Source organism: Bacillus massiliigorillae, from assembly GCF_000380245.2.
In the GTDB taxonomy this organism is placed as follows: domain Bacteria; phylum Bacillota; class Bacilli; order Bacillales; family DSM-1321; genus Bacillus_AD; species Bacillus_AD massiliigorillae.
This window is the reverse complement of the sequence record NZ_HG428741.1, coordinates 1,990,111-2,009,716: the sequence shown is the minus strand read 5'-3', so window position 1 is coordinate 2,009,716 and position 19,606 is coordinate 1,990,111. Positions and strand designations below refer to the sequence as shown.

The window sequence follows — 19,606 nt, the reverse complement described above, 5'->3', positions numbered from 1 at the left end:
AAAAAGAAAGAATTATTGCATGCCTAAATAATTTTTTCTATATATTGCATCATATTCATTGAAAGATATATTGAATTTTTTAGTTACTATATCAGCAATCATTTTTGTATCATCATCGTAATAGTCACTTCCGTGTTTTGTTAGTGATCTAAAAAGGTAACTTGCATATTGAAGAACTTCCTTTTCGAATTCAGAAGTAGATGAAGAAAAAAGATACCCATTTCCCGTCCCACTTAAATAAATATTTGAATAAATTTTCTTCTTATCTTTATATAAGGTGCTTTCAGAATGATATAGCCTATTCTTATTCAAGTAAATATTTGTAAAAGTGTAGGTGGATGTATTGGCGTTTACAAGAAGGGTAATGCTTTCTTTTTGTTTTTGGCTTAAGTACTTACTATTACGTATAAAATAACGAAACTGTCTTTGAAAAGCCTCTAAAAACTCGAATTTTTCAATGGTTTTGTAGCCATTATATTTCGAATCTAAAGTAAGAGTAATTTTAATAGTCTTATTATTGTATTGGGATTCAGCTTTTTCAATAATATTTTTAAAGCTGGAAGAATGGGTAAGTTCATTTGTGATTTTTTTGAATTCTCGAACATGATAGTTTTCATATAGACAAATAAAAACAAGGATTAAGAAAGAAATCATTAATCCAATTTTTACACACATAAATTTTTTCATCATATGTCTCCCCTATATAAAATAACCATCGTAGATTATATCAAATTGATAGATATGATTATATAGGTGAACTTTGGAAACAAAAGAGTAATGGAATTTCATAAATTGCTGGTTAGGAGATAGTTATGCAGTTAACTAAACAGGTTTTACTTGATATAGAGCAAGAACGTATTAATCAGGTTTGTAAGTGGGGTAAACAAAATCATTCACTAGAAAAATGGTTTGTCATCTTATCTGAAGAAGTTGGAGAAGTAGCACAAGCCATTCAATCTGATGATGATTGGAGAAAGGAATCGGATAAAAGTAATATTTATGAAGAACTAATCCAAGTAGCTGCCGTTGCCGTGTCAATTGCTGAACAAATCAAGGAAGCGAGTGTGATTCATCATGAAGAAACCAATGTTACCGGTTGTTATACATCGCCAACGAAAACACGAAGCTGAAAGAGCTATTCAAGATTTAGAGAAAAGAGGATATGAAGTTGTTTTTCCTCTTACTGAGATTCATAAGGACGGAAAGAAGTTTAAAACGGATAGTTATAACCGCAAAATATTTATGGAAAACACTTTTGCTAGTGTATGGGTAGCAAAACTAAGAAGAAAGGCAACGTCTTAATCATTATGAATCTTAATTTAGCAAACTTATCAGAATTACAGTATTTAGCTAGATATACAGATTATAGAGAAGAAGCAATTTGTGAGCTGAATAGGAGGATTAATGATGAAATGTCCAATATGTGGTGGTAAAACAAGAGTAATTAAGAAGAAACCAGGAAAAAATGGATCTAATCGTGCCAGAGAGTGTGTAGAATGTCTTACTCGATTTACCTCTTATGAAACATTGGTTATTACTTCTCTTGATCCATATTTGCAAAATAAATACTTTGAACGCTGCAATAAATAAAAAAGCCAGGATTGCTCCCAGCTACGCCAACTTAATTATAACATCGGGAGTGGTTCTGGTGAACGTAAATATTGAAAAAATGATTGTTGAAATAGATTTAAGTGAAAATGCTGCATATGTAGTTATAGATGGTCAATTAACAAAAGTTACGCCTAAACATTTTGGAGAAGATACGATAGTTTGGCAGAACGGCAAGGTGCTTGATGTCATAAGAAGTGAACGTCATCGAATGATAGGACAAACCCAAATTTAATATAGCCTAACGGAAAAACCGAGGGCACTGAATGGGCGCATATAGCGTTTGTTTGGTGCTCTTTTTGTTTTATTACTCTAGGCAATGAATTTACCTTTTTCCATTGATTTTGGCAACAAAAGATACTTTTTAGGAGATGAACATCATGAAAGTTAAGAAACCAGATTGTCCATGTAAATATTGTGTGTGGCTTAACAAAGATAAGTTATGTATGTTTTCTCGTTGCGTTGTTTGTAACGGATGGACTTCTACTAATGATAAGGGAGATGTTAAAAATGATAAGCCAAAAGCAGATTGAGGACATTTTAAAAGACTATCATTGGATGATTAATTCTATAAAAATATTAAACAGTTCTTTGCAAGATGCTGGTGAAGGCTTAACAGCACAATATGGTCTTGAATCATCATTACCAAAAGCAAAAGGGACCAATGGTGATCCAGTATTCCGTGAAGCTGTTAGAAGAGAAAAACGATTTTCAGTTATTGATAAATATAGATATAAGGTTTCAATAATTCAAGATAGAATTCCTTTAATTACAGATGAAAGAGAAACAGAAGTACTACATTGGTTGTTAGAAGGAAAAAGCTATAGATGGATTGGTATGCATATGGGGTTATCTGACCGTCATATTAGAAGAATTAGAGATTCTATCGTTGAAAAAATGTCGGATATGTCGCATTTGTCGAAGACGTCGTGAATTATTTAAATGCTAAAAAATAATGTAACATGGAAGGCAGGTCGGGGAGTTGAAATATTCGTTGATACTAAATAAACATAATGATTTATAGAAAAATATATTATTCTTTTTATCATAAATACCTGGATGATAATCTATGTTTCTTTAATCATCATGTTACCAGATTGATGTTACTCACGAATAACGCAAACTGGATCTTTGCAAAATAATATTTACAGCATTATTTTTAGTTGGGTGTTTTATAAAGTGAAAAAGGCGGTACTGGTAACCTCGATTGGTTCGGCAGTATCGTCTTTTAGTTATCTATCCAATATAAAAACCCTATCAAATGACAGGGTTAAATGTTTTTCTTCATGCCGCATTGTCGACATTCACGTAATAACTTTTTATTACCGATGCTGATTTGAAAGTGTGAGTTTCCGCAGTTGTCGCATTTTCCATCACGAATATCTGGTTGATCTTTATATTCGTAAATAAAATCTGTGCTAAATGTACCGTAATAATCTTCAGGCTTTTTAGGTTTAGAGGGTTCAATTATTTCTTCATTCATTAGTTCGTCTGACATGGTATCACCTACAAGTTTATTTAATCTTATCATTGTATCAAAGTGAGATTGCAGATGCATCAAAGCGTTTAGATGATTTTGTTTTGCCAGCAAGTCATAAGGTTTGCCACTAAAATCCTCCCTGATTTTCCTTGTGGCTTGCTGAGAAAACGAAAAGAGGTGTTATTCATATGGTTGTTATGGCTAGTCATTATCGTTCCAGTAGTGATTTTTAGCGTTATACACTATGAAGCACTTAGAGAACGAAAGTCATTAGAAAAGCTATTAGGAAGTGAATATGAACAGATTAAGAATATAAAGAAGTAGATTATTCACTTTAATTATCATAAGGAGGTAGGTGTTATGTAGTATGAATAAACTTACTGAAAAACAGAAGAGATTTGCTGATTATTATATTGAGCTTGGTAATGCTACAGAAGCTTATTTAAAGGCTGGATATAAAGAGAAAGGCGCTAGAGCTAACGCAGCTAGATTGATAGCAAAAGATAGCATTAGAGCCTATATTGATGAGCGTTTAAAGGATATCGAGAGCGAAAGGATAGCAAAAGGTGAAGAAGTTCTAAAGTTTCTTACTTCTGTTATGCGTGGTGAGTTAACGGAACAAATTCCAGTTGGATTAGGTGAAGGAGCTCAAAGATTAGAAGATAAAGATACTTATTTAAAGGACCGTGTAAAGGCTGCTGAATTATTAGGTAAACGCTATTCTATGTGGACTGAAAAGCAACAAGTAGAATTAACAGTTCCTACGTTTGTGGATGATGTACCAGATGAAGATTAACATGAAAGAAACTATTGGTGGTGGATACAATCGTTTTTGGAATTGTAAGCAGTTCTATCGGGTTGTGAAAGGTTCACGTGGTTCTAAGAAATCTAAGACAATAGCAATCAATAAGATTTATAGAATAATGAAGTATCCTTGGGCTAATCTGTTGGTCATTCGTCGTTTCTCAAATACATTAAAACAATCTTGCTACACAGATTTAAAATGGGCCATTAATAAATTACAAGTAAAGCATCTGTTTAAATTTAATGAATCGATGCCTGAAATCACATATATTCCTACTGGACAAAAGATATTGTTTAGAGGTCTTGATGATCCACTAAAGATTACATCTATTACTGTAGATACAGGTGTTCTTTCGTGGGCTTGGTTTGAAGAAGCTTTTGAAATTGAGGACCAGCATAAATTTGAAACGGTTGTTGAATCTATTCGCGGTTCATTTGATGATAAAGACTTTTTTAAACAAGTAACTGTAAGCTTTAACCCTTGGTCAGAACAACATTGGTTAAAAGCTTATTTTTTTGATGAAAAAACACAAGCATTTGATACATTTGCTGTAACTACTACTTACAAGTGTAATGAATGGCTAGATAAGCAAGATAGAGACCGTTATGAGAGTCTATATACTAAGAATCCTAGACGTGCCAGAATCGTTTGTGATGGAGAATGGGGCGTTGCTGATGGCTTGGTGTATGAAAACTTTATGGTAAATGAATTCGATATATCAGAGCTTAGAGGAAGACCATCTTTCAAAAGTGCTTTTGGTTTGGACTTTGGTTATACGCAGGACCCAACAGCTTTTTGTTGTTCTTTAGTTGATATTGAAAACTCAATCATCTATGTATTTGATGAATATTATGAGCAAGGAATGAGTAATAAGAAGATTGCTCAAATGATTGAATCTAAAGGTTACTCAAAAGAAAGAATTATAGCTGATTCAGCAGAGCCGAAAAGCATTGATGAAATTAAATCGAATGGTATTAGAAGAATTACTGGAGCTAGAAAAGGTAAGGATTCTATTAATAATGGTATTCAATTCATTCAAGGATTTAAAGTAGTTGTCCATCCAACTTGTGTGAACTTCATTAAAGAAATCAATAACTATATTTATGATACTGACCGTAAGACCGGTAAAAGATTAAACAAACCAATTGATGATTTTAATCATTTAATGGATGCTTGGCGTTATTCAATGGAGCAATTCGTTGTGAAGAAGTCGTTAAGAACATTAAACAAAGAATCATTGGGCTTATAGGAGGTGAGGGATTGCTAAGTATTAAGCAAGCTAAGGAATTATATGAATATCATAAAACAAATGAATTACCACGATTACAAAAGCTGTATAACTATTTCATTGGTAAGCATGACATTTTAAATAAGCAAGACCGTAAAGGGAAAGTTGATACTAAGGCAGTTAACAATTTTGCTCGTTATATTTCTACTATCTCTACCGGTTATTTCATTGGTAATCCAGTTACTTATGTCTCAACAGAAAATGAATTTGAAGAGATGCAAAACGTACTCGAAAAGAATGATGAACAAACGGTAAATTACAATAATGCTTTAAACTGTAGCATCTTTGGAAAGGCTTATGAGCTCCAATATTACGACGAGAATGGAGATTATAACTTCATCGACTTAGATACAAGGAACGTTATCGTAATCACTGACAGCAAAGTGAAGCCTAAAATAACGGATGCTATTATTTTTAGTGAAACACCAACAAAAGAAAATAAGTTGTTAGTGAAGATGGATATTTATGATGATATGAATGTGCAGAAATATGAATTTACAGTAGATCGCTCTCAATCAGAAAACAAGAGCTTTGATTATAAGTTTATTGATGAAGAAGCACATGATTTTAATGGCGTCCCTGTTGTTGAATACAAAAACAATACATTTTCGTTAGGTGATTATGAAACAGTTATTTCTCTCATCGATGCTTATAACGATGCTGTTTCTACTAACATTGATGATTTAAAAGACTTTACCGATGCATTTCTAGCATTACGTAATATGTCTGGTACAGAACAAGCTGATATTGATGCTGCTAAATCTTCTAAAACATTGCTATTGGATGATGATGGCGATGCTTTTTGGCTTGTCAAAAATGTGAATGATTCTTATAGCGAAAACATTAAAAATAGAATTAAAGAAGATATTCATAAGTTCTCTTTCGTTCCAGATATGTCCGATAAGAACTTTGGTAATAACCTTTCTGGAGTAGCTATTAAATACAAATTGCTTGCATTAGAGCAATTGAGAGGGCAAAAGAGCCGTATGTTTAAGAAAGGCTTAGTTAGTCGTTTAAACTTCATGGCTGATTACCTTGCTAAAACTGGTGATGGTGCCTTTGCTCATGACATGGTTAAGATTCAATTCAACGAGAATGTTCCTAAAAACCTTCTTGAAATGGCTGATATGATTAGCAAGCTTCATGGTATTGTTCCTACTGAATATTTATATGGTGAATTACCAATGATTCAAGATGTTCAACATGCTATGGAGTTAATGGAAGAAGAGGAATCTAAGAAATTGGTTTCTGTACCTTATGAATTTAATAATCAAGAAGTGAACAATGATGAATAATAGAGACTATTGGTTCAAACGTGCTCAACAGCATGACAAAGAAGTCTATAAAGCCGTTGCTGATTTAGAGAAAGAGTTGAAAAAGCTATATTCAGAGGCATTAGATGAGATTATGAAAGACTTTGAATCATATGCTCAACGTTATGGTATGAATTATAAGTCGCTATGGAAAGAAGCAAGCAAACTAGACCAAAAAGGATTCAAAAAATATGTTGCAGAAAATGCAGAGAAGCTTCGAATGAATAGTTTGGCCAGTGAAGAAATGGTTGATAAGTTCTTTCCTGCTTATGATCCAGCAAGAGTTAACCGTAATGCTTTGATTTATAAGCAGTTATCGATGCGAATAGCTCCATTAGCTTATGCGTTTGAAGAGACATTAACTAAATTACTAGAAAACATCTATGTTTCTACTCTCTTACGAAACAAATATGATTTTGCAAAAGAATTTAATGTATCTTCTCCATTCTATAAATTTGACGAGAAGAAGATTAATGAACTAATGACATACAAATGGTCAGGTGAGAACTTTTCTACTCGCATTTGGGCTAATACTGACGATTTACGCTATGTTCTACAGCAAGAGTTTGTTAAGGCAACTATTAAAGGTGAAAGCATACCGAAGTTAGCTAAAACCGTAAGTCAAAGAATGTCATCAAGTTATCAAGATGCGGTCAGGTTAGTAAATACCGAGGCTGCATATTTTGATAATAAAGCTTCTATCGATTCTTATGCAGAATGCAAGTTAGATAAATATGAATTTTTAGCAACACTAGACAGTCGTACATCTCATGTGTGCCAAGTATTAGATGGAAAAGTATTTTACGTCAAAGATGCTGTTCCTGGTGTTAATTATCCTCCAATGCATGTTCGTTGTAGGTCTACTACAATTCCTTACTTTGAAGATGATGATGAAGAAAGAATAGCTAGGGATAGCAACGGTAAAAACATGATTGTTGATGGGAACATGACATATAAAGAGTATGAAAAATTGTTTTTAGGATGAGGTGTTTTAAATGGATTTTTGCAAGGCATATAAAGAAATGCGAGATGGTAAGAAAATAAAGAGAAAAGAATGGGGTGGTTATTGGGTAATAGAGAATGGAACCATCATGATTTACTGTAAAGATGGAACTGTACTTGATATTTTAGATACAAAAGACTTGTTTTTCACCATAGAGAACATGTTGGAAGATGATTGGGTTGTAATTGATGAAGATATTAGTATTAATGAAATAACGATAAATTTTCAATTGAATAATGTTGATGACATTTTAGCTAAAATGAATGAAATGTTGAAAGAAGATATAAAGAAACACATTGAATTAGCATAGGAAGGAGGTGGTCTACTATCTCCCTTTGGCACTGGGTTAAGTGCCTTTTTTTATGCCTAAATTGTCGTACTTGTGGACGCTATAAACACATGGAATTATAGTCGACGGACTTAAAACGGTGGAGGTTTTATTATGCCAGAATTATTACGATTAAATTTACAGTTCTTTGCTGATGATGTAGATACAAATAACGAAGATTCACAAGGCACTGACCGAACAGGCAGTGACCAAGAAACTGATGTAAAGACGTTTACACAGGATGAAATGAATGCTGTTATTTCTAAGCGTTTGAAGCAAGAACAAAAGCGAATTCGTGAAGAAATTGATAAAGAGTATAAAAAGAAAGCTATGTCAGAAGAAGAACGAAAGCAAGCTGAATTAAAAGAGGCATTACAAGTAGCTGAAGAGTATAAACAACGTGCTCGTATGGCTGAGTTGAAAGATACAGCTGCATCTACTTTACGAAGTTCTAATATTCCAAGTGTATTTGCTGATTACTTACTTGGTGAAGATGAGGAAAAAACGCTTGGAAATGTATCTCAATTTAAGGATGCATGGGAAAAGGAACTAAATAAAGCAGTTAAAGGACGTTTAGCAAAAGAAACGCCAGAAAAGCATGAGAAAACAGAAGAAAATAACAAAGACAATAAACTAACAAGTGCATTCAATGATGCGTTTAATATTTAAGGAGAGTGTTATAGGATGGCGATTACATTAACATCAAAATTTTCACCATTAATTGATGAGAAATTTAAACTTGGGGCACTATCTACTCCAGGTGTAAATAATGATTATGAATTCGTAGGAGCACAAACGGTAAAAGTTACTTCTGTAAATACAGTTGCTCTTACAGATTATGCTCGTTCAGGCGGTTCTCGCTTTGGTACACCTACTGAACTAGAGAATACTATTCAAGAGCTAACACTATCTCAAGATAAAGCATTTTCTTTCACAATTGATAAGATGAATGAAGAAGAAACAGAAATGAAAGCAGCTGAGGCATTAGCTCGTCAATTACGAGAAGTAGTTATTCCTCATGTTGACACATACCGTTTTGCTCAAATGGTTGCTAAAGCTGATAAAAAACATGTCAAAGAGGTTGAACTAACAAAAGATAACGTTCATGAAGAAATTTTAACAGGTACTGAAGCTCTTGATGATGAGGAAGTACCTGATAATCGTATTATTTTTGCGACACCTGCAGGTATTAAGTGGTTAAAATTATGTGATACATTTGTAAAAACATCTGATATGTCTAAAGATGCTATCTTACTAAAAGGACAAGTTGCTGAATTAGATGGTATGCCTGTTATTAAAGTACCTACAACTCGTCTTGGTGCTAATGTGAATTTCATCATTACTCATCGTTCTGCTACTGTTGCACCTATTAAACTTGAAGACTATCGTTTACACGTAGATCCTCCAGGTATTTCAGGAACATTAGCAGAAGGTCGTATTTACTTTGATGCATTCATTCTTAACAACAAGAAAAAAGCAATCTATGTATGTAAAGCACCAGCTGGAGCATGATAGAGGAGTTTATCTCCTCTTTTTGCATTGAGGTGATTTAATGACGAATGAAGAATTATTAGTGTTAGTAAAAGAATTTGCAGGTATTAATGATGATACACAAGATGCACAGATTAATATTTATATCCGTCGTGTTACTAGACGAGTATTGAACTATTGCAATCTATTAGAGATACCTGTTGAACTTGGTGAAATTGTTGCTGAAATGGTTGTGGATATGCTGAAAAGTGGAGGTTCAACAATCATAGAAGGTAGTGGATCTATTAAACGAGTTTCTCGTGGTGATACAACCGTTGAATATGACGTTGGTTCTCAGGTTGTAAATGGTGATTCTGTTGATGATGTACTTACTAACTATAAACAGCAATTGAACCAGTTTAGACGATTGAGGGTGTTGAAATGAACGAAATGGAAGCTATTGAAAGCACCTATTTTGATAAATGTACCGTTTATCGTGATGTTGAAATAACAAATGAGTGGAATGAGACTATCATCGATGAACATGCAACTATCTATAAAAATATTAGTTGCGCTATAAGTAAGAATACATTAGCTACTACTAGTCAAACCGATACTGCAAACACCATTACGTATTCATTACAGCTATTTCTTAACCCTTTATACATCATTGAAAAAGGCGATGAAATAGAAGTTACGTATCAAAATAGAACGATTAAAACCGTTGCAGGACAGCATCATGTCTATCCTTCACATCAAGAGGTTATCTTGAAATATGATGGTGAAATTTAATGGCTAATCGTATATTTGGTTTCGAAGAGTTTGAAAGAGATCTTGAGATTGTTAAAAGACGATTTCCGGAAGAGATTGAAAAGTTCTTAATCGAAATAGCTAATCGTGGATTACGAAAGGTAAAGAAACGTACTCCAGTTGGTGTTTATACTAACGGTAATACTGGCGGTAATTTGCGCCGTAATTGGAAGGTTTCAGACGTGAAACGAAATGGTGATAGATTAAGCATCGAACTATATAACAACGTAGAATACGCTCCTTACGTAGAATTAGGGCATAGGACAAGAAATGGTGGTTTTGTACCAGGTGTTTATATGCTTGAAATGTCTATTATGGAATTAGAAAGAGAGTTACCCAAACATGTTTATGCTCTATTAAGAGAGGTGTTAGGCAAACTATGATTAATATAAGACGAGCAATTACAAAGAAATTAGGCATTTTGTATCCTAATGTAAAAGTATATACAGATAAGCTAGAGCAAGGCATGAAGAAGCCTTGTTTTTTTGTGTTCATTAGGCCTGTTATTGCAGATTCGATATCTAAACTTCAAGAGAGCAACACGTTGCTTATTGAAATTGTTTATTTCCCTAAAGATGAGTACAAATCACAAGATGATTGGTTATCAATTTGTAGCCTATTCAAACGTGAATTTAGAGTCATTAGAGCAATAGACTTTAGTTATCTTACTCGTAATCATCGTGGTAGTGAAGGTGATGGATTTAGGTATCTAATGGACATTGATTATATTGAAATACTTAAGGATACAACGAAATATCCAGATATGGGTGATGTTAATGTCTCTGTTATAAAAGACATACAAATCAAAGAAGGTGATAAGTAATGGGTTTACCTCAAATAAATATGATTTTTAAGAAATTAGCACAATCAGGTGTTCAAAGAGCTGCACGAGGAATCGTGGGGCTTTTTTTATTAGAAACAACTAAAACTGGTGTTTTTGAACTGTATAGTATGGATGATATTCCTGAAGGTTTAACAGAAGCCAATCAAAATATGATACAAATGGCTTTTAAAGGTGGAGAAAACAAACCTCGTAAAGTGATTATTGCATGCGAATCTACACAAGCGAAGGGATTAGCTTTGCTAGAAACAGTTAATTTTAATTATTTAGCCATTCCATCTGTACAAACATCAGATTTAACTACAGTTGCTACGTGGGTAAGTAATCAACGTGATTTGAGACGAAATATTAAGGTTATTCTCCCTGATCATGCAGCTGATAAATTCTTTGTTATTAATTTTACGACTGATGATATTAAAGTCGGAGAAACAACGTATACAACAGCACAATATTGCGCAAGGATTGCTGGTCTTATTGCTGGTACTCCACCTTCTATTGCAACGACTTATCAGGTATTAAATGAAGTTGATAGTGTTAAATCGTTAACTCGTCCAGAAATCAATACAGCTATTGATAATGGAGAGTTTGTCATTTTTCATGATGGTGAGAAAGTAAAAGTTGGTCGTGGTGTTACTTCATTAACAACGGTTACTGCTACTACTCCAAAGGATTTCAAGAAGATTAAGATTGTTGAAATCCTAGATATGATTGATGAAGATGTCCGAATGACATTAGAAGATAATTATATTGGTAAAGTTCCAAATACCTATGATAATAAAGTTCTTCTTATGCGTGCCTTAAGTAACTACTATGGAACGTTAGAAGATGAAGGTTTATTGCAACCAGGAACAACAGTAGAAATTGATGTAGATGCACAAGCTGCCTATTTAAAAGAACAAGGTGTAGATGTTAATTCGATGTCAGAGCAAGAAATTAAAGAAGCAGATACCGATGACAAAGTGTTTATTAAAGTAACTTTACGTGTTGTCGATGCAATCGAAGATGCTGATATCAATGTTTATATGTAAAGGATGGTGATATAAATGCCAGAAAATTATACTGCTGACCAACGCATTTCCGGTACATTTGGAGAGTGTTGGATTGATGGAGAAAAGTGGGCAGAAGTATATGGCTTACAAATTAAGATTAACATTTTAAAAGAAGATGTATTAATTTGTGGTCGTCGTAATGGACGTGGCAAAAAGGTAATGGGATGGGACGGAACTGGTTCTGTTCGTTTTACAAAAGTTAATTCTCGTATACTGAAAAAGCAACTTGAAGCTCTTAAAGAAGGAAAGCCATTGGTTACTGAAATTATTAGTAAGCTTGCTGATCCAGCTTCACTAGGTTCGGAGCGTATCGCTATTACAGGCGTACAATTTGATGATATTACTCTTGCTGATTGGGAATCTAATAAAGTTATTCAAGAGGAAAAACCTTTTACATTTGATGATTATGAATTAATTGATGCTATTGCGTAGGCTTTTGCCTACGCTTTTATTTTTGAGGAGGATTTTAAATGAATACTATTGATTTATTAATGAGCATGGATAAAGGTACGTTTAAACCACATACAAAACAAATTAAAATATCTCGTTTATCTACAGAAGAAAATCCATTCGTTTTAGATGTTAGTGGTTTGTCGCAACCTGAAGTTGAAGAAATAACTGACCAGATTTTGAAGACAGATGCTAATGGAAAACCATTTTATGATAATGCTGAAAGAATTTATTTAATGCTAATAAAAGGTATTAAAAATATCGATTTAAAAAGCACTAAACTAATGGAGTACTTTGGTGTGAAAACACCATATGATTTGATTAAAAAATTATTTCTGCCTGGTGAAATCGATAAAATCGATAGTGCAATAAATGAACTTAGTGGTTATAAAGGCGATGCAATTACTGAAGTAAAAAACTAATAGAGACGGACAGTGAAGCTTTTTACATGCATTGGGCATGGGTAAGGCATCATGTTCGTCCTGATGAGTTTTATAAAATGCCACTTGGTGCTAAGACGCTTCTTATTGCTTGTATAGAAAAAGAAATTAAGGATGAATCTGATTCAACTAAAGAATCTAATACGAAATAGAGGTGATAATATGGCTGATGAAACAAGAATTGGTGCCGAAATCACTTTAGAAAATAGATTTTCTCGTGAAGTAGATAGAGTGCTTGCTTCAAATAGATTAATGCAAGAATCTCTTGAGGGGAGTTTAGAACGAATGCAGAGATTAAATTCTCAAACTGTTCGTCCTCGTATCGAACCACCACGCACAAATGCTTTTACTAGTAAACTAGAGTCTCTTGTATCGCATAGTAAAACTGTTGCAGGAAGGATTACTAGCATTTTTAGTAAGCTTAATCCTTTTAGTGGTATGCAAATGTTAATTGGTGCTGTAGGTGGTATATATGCTGGAAAAAGTGTTTTTGAAAAGACGATTGGACAGGCTATGTCTCGTGAAACACAGCAAGTAATGATTCAAGGAATGATGGGTAACGACAAAAAGGGTAATCAGTATGTAGATATGCTACGTAATATGGCCATTCAATCTCCTGTTTTAAATACTGATGATATGATTAACAACTCAAAGTTTTTCATTAGCTCTACTAAAAACATGGGTGATTTAAAAGAAATGTGGAAGCTAACCGAAAAATTAACAGCATATGATCCAACACAAGGTGTAGAAGGTGCTGCCTTTGCTTTGAAAGAGTTATTTAGTGGTGATGGTGTTTCTATGTCTGAACGATTTGGTATAAGTAAAGCTGATGTTAACCGTATTAAAACATTACCCATCAAGCAGCAAGTGAAAGAGATGGATAAGCTTCTTAATAAGATGGGTATCACGGATAAAACTATTAAGAAGATTGGCAAGACATCTGGTAGTGCTTGGAACCAATTTAAAGAGAGTGCTAATGAAGCACTTATCAAAGTTGGTAAACCAGCATTAGATAAAGCTATTGGTCCGTTTATTAAGAAGTTAAATAAATTCATGGGTGATCCTAAAAAAGTTAATGGCGCTATTAAATTCACTTCTAATCTAATAACAACCATTACAAAAGGATTTACGGAAACGGCATCTGCTGTTGGCACATGGATTAATAAAATTATTAACGATCCAGAATTCCAGAAACTTGATACCATTGGTGAGAAATTTAGATTCTTTTTAGATAAAGCTGGTCAGGAATTCAATAAATGGTGGGATGAGGACGGTAATGAAAAAGTATCTACTTTAATTTCTAAAATTACAAGTGCAACAGCAACTGGTTTAGAAGCAGCAGCGCCTCAAATAGCAACAGCCACAATGAAAATAGGTGGAGCTATTATTGATGGTATTATTCAAGGCCTTAAAAACCACCCACAAGGTCAAATAGTTGCAGCTGCTGTTCTTGGTTATGGTGTTGGTGGTCCTGCAGGTGCTTTATTCGCTGGTGTAGGTATGGGTGTACAAAAAGGAACGGACTGGCTTACTAATAAGATATTTCCGGGAACTAGTGAAGCACGTGAAGAGATTAATAATCGAGCTAAAAACGACTGGGAAAAAGTAAAAAACTTTGTAACTGGCGGAAGTAAAAAAGCTGTTGGAGCTCGTCGAATTACAAAAGATAACACTCCAATTTTAGCTCATGAAGGAGAACGACTATTAACAAAACAGCAAGCCAAACAAGCTGACAGCAAAGGTAGTGGAGGTAACGTTTATACATTTACTGGTGATATTGTCCTTCATGGTGTGGGTGGAGATATGAGAAAAGTATCTAAAGAAATAATGAAACATATTGTTCGCGAGATTGAAATGTCTGGTGGTGCAGGAGCATGATTATGAAAGAAAATCTTAATGTGGAATTTTGGTTGATTTATAATAAGCAGAACCAATTAAGATTACCTGTAAATCCGGAAGCGAATACGTATGAATCACCATTTAATTATGAGGACTATGAAGTAGAGGGGCTTGGTGAGGTTACCAACATTAAACAAAGAGGTTTACGAGAATTCACAATCGAATCTTTTTTTCCATCTGTTTATAATCCAAGTTATTGTGAATATAATAATTTTCCTAGTCCGCAAGATTGCTATTCATTAATTAATGGATTGAGAAATAAACGTGAACCGATTCGATACTTAGTTACAGGTGCTGGTGGTGTTGATGTTAAGGTTACTATTCGTGATTTTAGTATTAATGCTAATAAATATGGTGCTCCAGGAGACATTTACTATACTTTAATTTTAAAAGAATATCGTGATGTGAAAGTAACTGTTACTGATTTATCTAAACCAAATACGAAACCTAATAACGGATCTAGTAGTTCTCGTCCACCAGCTCCAACTCCAACTAAAGTGGCGTCATATACTGTTAAAAGTGGAGATAGTTTGTGGTTAATTGCAAAGAAAAAAGAGATATATGGTGACGGAAATCAATGGAGAAAAATCTATAACGCTAACAAAAATGTGATTGGCTCCAATCCTAATAAATTAAAGATTGGAATGAAGTTGGTGATACCGAGATGAGTGCTTCTTTACCATTTCGTGTAGCACATTATGCTAATAATAAAATCACATATCTTACGTATCTAATGACTGATATTGCATGGAGTGGAAATATCGCTGAATGCGGACGTAGTTGTCAAATTACATTAAAAAATACGATAAATGCTTCTTCTAAAGTTGTGTCTGGTATTGAATGTGGCCATGAAATAAGATGTGAAAAACGTAGTAAAGAATTCTTTCGTGGGAATATTTTTAATACTGAAATGAATAGTGATGGTACGATGACTATTACAGCTTGGGATTCTAATTATTATCTTGCGAAAAACAGCGATTCTAAAGTGTTTAAAAATAAAAAAGCATCTATTATTGCGCAAGAGATTTGCAAGCAATACGGCATTAAATATGGAAAAATAGATGATACAGGATATGTTATTCCTAAACTTATCCTTCGAGATATGACGTTATACGATATGATTACCACAGCCTTAACGGAAACTAAGAAGAAGACCGGTAAGGTTTTTTTGTTGTACAACGAGCAAGGGAACTTAACATTACGTGAAAGAAAAGCACAAATGGTCCAACTTATTGTTTCTGATTCTACTAATCTTTTAAGTGCTACTTACTCAGAATCAATTGAAGATATGAAGAATAGTATCCGTTTAACTGGATCTAGTGGAGAAGATGCAAAAGGTGTTAGTGTATCTGATGCTGCTTCTATACGGAAATACGGCATTTTACGAGAAAAACAACATGAAAGTGAAAAAACAGATGCACAATTGAAACCGATAGCAGAAACATTATTAAAAGAGCTTAACAAAGTAACGAAAGAAGTATCAGTTGAATCTATTGGTGATACTTCCGTATTCTCTGGTAAGTCGGTGAGAGCATATAACCATATGACAGGTATTCAAGGCGGTTTTTATGTTACTGCTGATGAGCATAGCTTTGATGCAGATGGTGTTCATCGTATGTCACTTACATTATCTAGAACATTAGATGTTGCTGAATTGGATTATGAACCACCTGAAGAAAATACAAGCAATGTTGTGACATCTTCTACTAGCAACGCTAATGAAAATGTATCGATTGGTGGTACTAAAGCATCTGCTGTAGTTTCATTGGCTCGCAGTTATGTTGGTAAATTACGTTATGTATTTGGTAGCAAGTCGATTACAAATGGCACTGGTGATTGCTCTGGATTTACAAATTATATTTATAAACAAGCAGCAGGAATCGATATAGGTCATGGTACAAGCTCACAGATTGCTAAAGGAACTAAGATATCTACTGCTAACGCTCAAGCTGGTGATGTAGTCTTTTTCCAAGGAACATACAGATCTGGAGTTTCACATGTAGGAATTGTAGTTTCAAAAGGTACATGCGTTAGTTTAGCTTCAAGTGGTTGTAAAGTTCATTCTTATACAAGTGGATATTGGGGCAATCATTTTATGCAGATTAGGAGGGTTTTATAATGGACAAGCGTTCAACTATAGAAGGTTCACCAGCTGCTAAGATGGTTCAATTAATGAAAAAGCATGGATTTAATAAAGAAATGTCCATTGAAACAGCTACTGTTGTATCTCCGTTACCTAATCTTTCATTACATCTAGAATCTGATGGTATATTACTTGATTGTGATGATTTAATTATCGCAGATGATCTTACAGACCATACTCGATTTATTGAACCGATTATTATAGGTAATACAACGATTTCGCAAGTGACTTTTAAGAGTTGTTTAAAAGCTGGTGATAAGGTAACAGTAATTGGAGATAACGATACACAATATTATTACGTAATTAATAAAGTAGGTGATTAAATGGCGCTTACACCAGAAAACAACAGTTATTTGTATGATGAATATATGGAAAATGAAAATGTAGAAATACCTAGTAAGACATGGTTTATTGATTTTGAAAATGGACGTATTGGTAGCTTTATTGTTGGAGAATTAGCTTTGCGGCAATTTGTACAGAAGGCTATATCGACAGCAAGAAATAAATATCCTATTTATACTGATCAATATGGAAGTGAGATTGAAGAAGAGTTGATTGGGAGAGGAACAACTGAAGGATATCTTAATGCTGTAGTTCCACGTATGATACAAGAGGCACTTATTTATGATGACAGAATTGAAGATGTACAGGTATCTTATGAACGTTTAGATAATAGCTTAGCGATTAGTGTATTCATCGTTCCAATGATTGGAGAAGCGTTCACAGAGGAGGTGTCTATTAATGGCTTATGAGGATAAAACACCTGATTTATTGCATGCTGCTATGCTTGATAATATATCGCATGATGTTGATAAGCGTGAAGGTTCAGTTGCATATGATTTAACAGCTCCTGCAGCTATTGAAGTAGGTAATGCTTATACTGAACTTGATACCGTTTTAGGACTTGGTTTTCCTGATACTTCAGAAGGAATCTATTTAGAATATATATGTACTCCGTTTGGTGTACCAAGAAAACCAGCCATAAAAGCTACAGGTGAGATTACATTATCAGGACCTGCTGGAACGCTAATACCGATTGGCACCCGTTTACAAACAACGGTTGGTGAATCGGTATTTTTTGTGACTAAAGAAGAAGTTACTTTGACAGAAACGCCTAGTATTGTAACTGCAGAAGCTGAAATAGCTGGTGCTGCTGGAAAAGTAGCTGCTGGAGAAATAAATGCATTAGCTCCAGGCGATTTATATGGAATTGTTACAGTAATTAACGAGCAAGCTTTTGAAGGTGGAGTAGATGAGGAAAGCGATGAATCATTACTGAAAAGACTTAAAAATCGTGCTCAAAATCCTGCTACTAGTGGTAATGCTAATCATTATAAGCAGTGGGCTCTAGAAGTATCTGGTATTGGTGATGCAAAGGTGTTTCCTACTTGGAATGGTGGAAATACAGTAAAAGTAGTGCTTCTTGATGACAATAAGCGATGTCCAGACCAAACAATAATTGATGCAGCTGCTAATCATATTGAAGAAGAAAGACCAGTCGGACCTACTATTACAACAATAGGAGCACCAGAAGTAAATATTAATGTTTCAGCAACTCTTACACTAGCGACAGGAAAAACATTAGATGAAGCGAAACAAGAATTTATAGAATTACTAACGGATTATCTAAAGTCTCTAGCTTTTAAAGATCCGATTGTTAGATACGCTAAAATAGCTAGTTTATTAATAGATGTACCATCTCTTATTGATTATTCAAACCTCACAATAAATGAAGGAACAACTAATATTACTATTACGAGTGAACAAGTAGCTGTAGTTGGAACGGTGACGTTTACATGAGCGATTATAAACGAGATATAAAACAATCAATGATGAATTATCTACCTTACTACTATCGTGACATTAGAGAGGCTAATGAAATCATAAGAGTTGAATCAGAAATGATAGATCAACTGAATGCTGATATACAAGATTTACTTTTGCAATTTAGTGTAGAGACAGCCACGTGGGGATTGTCGCGATGGGAAAAGTTATGCGGTATAAAAACAGATGAAAGCAAGCCTATTGATCAGCGTCGTAGTGTTGTTCGTTCTAAGCTTCGTGGTATTGGAACAGTCACGGTTGATTTAGTGAAAAATGTAGCTGAATCATATTTAAATGGAGAAGTTGAAGTCGTTGAAAATAGTGCAGAGTATACGATATTAATTCGTTTTGTTGGAAAGTTAGGTATTCCACCAAATTTAGATGATATTAAAAACGCTTTGCGTGAAATCATTCCTGCTCATCTTCTTATTGACTATGAATTCACGTTCACAACATGGGACCGATTTGATTCTTTTAATTATACATGGGACCAAATAGATGCATTAAATAAAACATGGGATGAAGTAGAGGTGATGTAACTTGGCAACGAATACTCCAAATTTGAACATACCTAAACCAGATGGTAATGAGTATTTTAATAGAACACAATTTAATGCAATTTTAGATGTAATCGATTTGAATGCAGCAACAAAACAAGAAGTTCAAGACGCAGTTGGCAACATTGATTTAAGTAAACTCGCTACTAAAGAAGAAGTTAATACAGTTGATAGTGCGCTTACGTCACATAAGAACGATTATTTGCCACATAAATTTATAGATGGAGCAACAACATATCGTTATGGATTTAGCGTAATAAATGGTGTTCTTACTTTTAATTATGAGGAGGTAGTGTAA

The 19,606-nt window shown here is 34.0% G+C and carries 30 protein-coding genes; 28 read left to right on the top strand and 2 right to left on the bottom strand.

Translation table 11 applies throughout. The annotated features are described in order from the left end of the window. Nucleotides 1-12: 12 nt before the first annotated feature. Entirely contained in the window at nucleotides 13-690 is a 678-nt protein-coding gene (locus TX86_RS09300; protein ID WP_154663093.1) for a hypothetical protein, read from the bottom strand. 122 nt (nucleotides 691-812) lie between these two features. Between TX86_RS09300 and TX86_RS09295 the strand changes: the two genes are divergently transcribed. From TX86_RS09295 to TX86_RS09275, 5 genes are all read left to right on the top strand, one after another. Beyond that, nucleotides 813-1,130 carry a MazG-like family protein gene (locus tag TX86_RS09295; protein WP_154663092.1) on the top strand — a complete coding sequence of 106 codons (318 nt, stop codon included), beginning with the start codon at nucleotides 813-815 and terminating at the stop codon, nucleotides 1,128-1,130. A 274-nt stretch (nucleotides 1,131-1,404) separates the two neighbouring features. Continuing rightward, a complete protein-coding gene (locus TX86_RS09285) occupies nucleotides 1,405-1,590 on the top strand; it encodes an NrdR family transcriptional regulator (RefSeq protein WP_230203603.1) in 186 nt (61 codons plus the stop codon). A gap of 58 nt (nucleotides 1,591-1,648) precedes the next feature. Beyond that, nucleotides 1,649-1,843, top strand: a complete 195-nt coding sequence (locus TX86_RS09280) for a DUF3954 domain-containing protein (protein WP_042348277.1) — start codon at nucleotides 1,649-1,651, stop codon at nucleotides 1,841-1,843. A gap of 145 nt (nucleotides 1,844-1,988) precedes the next feature. After that, nucleotides 1,989-2,141 (top strand): hypothetical protein, encoded by a 153-nt coding sequence (locus tag TX86_RS27000; RefSeq protein ID WP_195892882.1) that lies wholly within the window; start codon nucleotides 1,989-1,991, stop codon nucleotides 2,139-2,141. Continuing rightward, nucleotides 2,119-2,541, top strand: coding sequence for a LuxR C-terminal-related transcriptional regulator (locus TX86_RS09275; protein WP_230203602.1), 423 nt, complete (start codon nucleotides 2,119-2,121; stop codon nucleotides 2,539-2,541). Before TX86_RS27000 ends, TX86_RS09275 begins: the two co-directional genes overlap by 23 nt. A 337-nt stretch (nucleotides 2,542-2,878) precedes the next feature. Here the strand turns inward: TX86_RS09275 and TX86_RS27565 are convergent, their stop codons facing one another. Next, a complete protein-coding gene (locus TX86_RS27565) occupies nucleotides 2,879-3,091 on the bottom strand; it encodes a DUF8096 family protein (protein WP_042350346.1) in 213 nt (70 codons plus the stop codon). A 364-nt stretch (nucleotides 3,092-3,455) separates the two neighbouring features. Here TX86_RS27565 and TX86_RS09265 point away from each other — a divergent pair, with 364 nt between their 5' ends. From TX86_RS09265 to TX86_RS09160, 23 genes are all read left to right on the top strand, one after another. After that, nucleotides 3,456-3,884, top strand: a complete 429-nt coding sequence (locus tag TX86_RS09265) for a terminase small subunit (RefSeq protein WP_042348275.1) — start codon at nucleotides 3,456-3,458, stop codon at nucleotides 3,882-3,884. Further along, nucleotides 3,865-5,142, top strand: coding sequence for a PBSX family phage terminase large subunit (locus TX86_RS09260; RefSeq protein WP_042348272.1), 1,278 nt, complete (start codon nucleotides 3,865-3,867; stop codon nucleotides 5,140-5,142). Before TX86_RS09265 ends, TX86_RS09260 begins: the two co-directional genes overlap by 20 nt. A gap of 11 nt (nucleotides 5,143-5,153) precedes the next feature. Then, complete coding sequence (locus TX86_RS09255; RefSeq protein WP_042348270.1) at nucleotides 5,154-6,476, top strand: phage portal protein; 1,323 nt, start codon at nucleotides 5,154-5,156, stop codon at nucleotides 6,474-6,476. Beyond that, a complete protein-coding gene (locus TX86_RS09250) occupies nucleotides 6,466-7,479 on the top strand; it encodes a minor capsid protein (RefSeq protein ID WP_081707619.1) in 1,014 nt (337 codons plus the stop codon). The genes TX86_RS09255 and TX86_RS09250 overlap by 11 nt, the downstream gene beginning before the upstream one ends. 10 nt (nucleotides 7,480-7,489) lie before the next feature. Continuing rightward, entirely contained in the window at nucleotides 7,490-7,807 is a 318-nt protein-coding gene (locus TX86_RS26995) for a hypothetical protein (protein ID WP_052343607.1), read from the top strand. Between the two features lie 132 nt (nucleotides 7,808-7,939). Next, on the top strand, nucleotides 7,940-8,494 hold the full coding sequence (locus TX86_RS09240) for a DUF4355 domain-containing protein (protein WP_042348265.1): 555 nt from the start codon (nucleotides 7,940-7,942) through the stop codon (nucleotides 8,492-8,494). 15 nt (nucleotides 8,495-8,509) lie between these two features. Then, on the top strand, nucleotides 8,510-9,337 hold the full coding sequence (locus TX86_RS09235) for a major capsid protein (RefSeq protein ID WP_042348263.1): 828 nt from the start codon (nucleotides 8,510-8,512) through the stop codon (nucleotides 9,335-9,337). A 40-nt stretch (nucleotides 9,338-9,377) separates the two neighbouring features. Then, nucleotides 9,378-9,740, top strand: coding sequence for a phage head-tail connector protein (locus TX86_RS09230; RefSeq protein ID WP_042348261.1), 363 nt, complete (start codon nucleotides 9,378-9,380; stop codon nucleotides 9,738-9,740). Continuing rightward, nucleotides 9,737-10,087, top strand: coding sequence for a hypothetical protein (locus tag TX86_RS09225; RefSeq protein ID WP_042348259.1), 351 nt, complete (start codon nucleotides 9,737-9,739; stop codon nucleotides 10,085-10,087). Before TX86_RS09230 ends, TX86_RS09225 begins: the two co-directional genes overlap by 4 nt. Next, the gene (locus TX86_RS09220) at nucleotides 10,087-10,488 is read left to right on the top strand and encodes an HK97 gp10 family phage protein (protein ID WP_042348257.1); all 402 of its coding nucleotides are present in this window, start codon (nucleotides 10,087-10,089) and stop codon (nucleotides 10,486-10,488) included. Before TX86_RS09225 ends, TX86_RS09220 begins: the two co-directional genes overlap by 1 nt. Beyond that, complete coding sequence (locus TX86_RS09215; RefSeq protein WP_042348255.1) at nucleotides 10,485-10,928, top strand: phage tail terminator family protein; 444 nt, start codon at nucleotides 10,485-10,487, stop codon at nucleotides 10,926-10,928. The genes TX86_RS09220 and TX86_RS09215 overlap by 4 nt, the downstream gene beginning before the upstream one ends. Beyond that, nucleotides 10,928-11,974 carry a phage tail sheath subtilisin-like domain-containing protein gene (locus TX86_RS09210; RefSeq protein WP_042348253.1) on the top strand — a complete coding sequence of 349 codons (1,047 nt, stop codon included), beginning with the start codon at nucleotides 10,928-10,930 and terminating at the stop codon, nucleotides 11,972-11,974. The genes TX86_RS09215 and TX86_RS09210 overlap by 1 nt, the downstream gene beginning before the upstream one ends. Nucleotides 11,975-11,989: 15 nt before the next feature. Beyond that, the gene (locus TX86_RS09205) at nucleotides 11,990-12,427 is read left to right on the top strand and encodes a phage tail tube protein (protein ID WP_042348251.1); all 438 of its coding nucleotides are present in this window, start codon (nucleotides 11,990-11,992) and stop codon (nucleotides 12,425-12,427) included. A 38-nt stretch (nucleotides 12,428-12,465) separates the two neighbouring features. Beyond that, on the top strand, nucleotides 12,466-12,867 hold the full coding sequence (locus tag TX86_RS09200) for a phage tail assembly chaperone (RefSeq protein WP_042348249.1): 402 nt from the start codon (nucleotides 12,466-12,468) through the stop codon (nucleotides 12,865-12,867). 26 nt (nucleotides 12,868-12,893) lie between these two features. Next, nucleotides 12,894-13,037, top strand: coding sequence for a hypothetical protein (locus TX86_RS26670; protein ID WP_154663088.1), 144 nt, complete (start codon nucleotides 12,894-12,896; stop codon nucleotides 13,035-13,037). A 10-nt stretch (nucleotides 13,038-13,047) separates the two neighbouring features. Next, entirely contained in the window at nucleotides 13,048-14,763 is a 1,716-nt protein-coding gene (locus TX86_RS09195; protein WP_042348247.1) for a hypothetical protein, read from the top strand. Between the two features lie 2 nt (nucleotides 14,764-14,765). Then, nucleotides 14,766-15,452, top strand: coding sequence for a LysM peptidoglycan-binding domain-containing protein (locus TX86_RS09190; protein ID WP_042350343.1), 687 nt, complete (start codon nucleotides 14,766-14,768; stop codon nucleotides 15,450-15,452). Continuing rightward, the gene (locus tag TX86_RS09185; protein WP_052343605.1) at nucleotides 15,449-16,903 is read left to right on the top strand and encodes a C40 family peptidase; all 1,455 of its coding nucleotides are present in this window, start codon (nucleotides 15,449-15,451) and stop codon (nucleotides 16,901-16,903) included. The genes TX86_RS09190 and TX86_RS09185 overlap by 4 nt, the downstream gene beginning before the upstream one ends. Beyond that, nucleotides 16,903-17,250: a DUF2577 family protein gene (locus TX86_RS09180; RefSeq protein ID WP_042348245.1), complete on the top strand. Its 348-nt coding sequence runs from the start codon at nucleotides 16,903-16,905 to the stop codon at nucleotides 17,248-17,250. Before TX86_RS09185 ends, TX86_RS09180 begins: the two co-directional genes overlap by 1 nt. Beyond that, nucleotides 17,251-17,679: a DUF2634 domain-containing protein gene (locus TX86_RS09175; RefSeq protein WP_042348244.1), complete on the top strand. Its 429-nt coding sequence runs from the start codon at nucleotides 17,251-17,253 to the stop codon at nucleotides 17,677-17,679. It abuts the gene before it with no gap. Then, complete coding sequence (locus TX86_RS09170; RefSeq protein WP_042348241.1) at nucleotides 17,669-18,727, top strand: baseplate J/gp47 family protein; 1,059 nt, start codon at nucleotides 17,669-17,671, stop codon at nucleotides 18,725-18,727. Before TX86_RS09175 ends, TX86_RS09170 begins: the two co-directional genes overlap by 11 nt. Then, on the top strand, nucleotides 18,724-19,290 hold the full coding sequence (locus tag TX86_RS09165) for a YmfQ family protein (protein ID WP_042348239.1): 567 nt from the start codon (nucleotides 18,724-18,726) through the stop codon (nucleotides 19,288-19,290). The genes TX86_RS09170 and TX86_RS09165 overlap by 4 nt, the downstream gene beginning before the upstream one ends. A 1-nt stretch (nucleotide 19,291) precedes the next feature. Continuing rightward, nucleotides 19,292-19,606 (top strand): hypothetical protein, encoded by a 315-nt coding sequence (locus TX86_RS09160; protein ID WP_042348238.1) that lies wholly within the window; start codon nucleotides 19,292-19,294, stop codon nucleotides 19,604-19,606.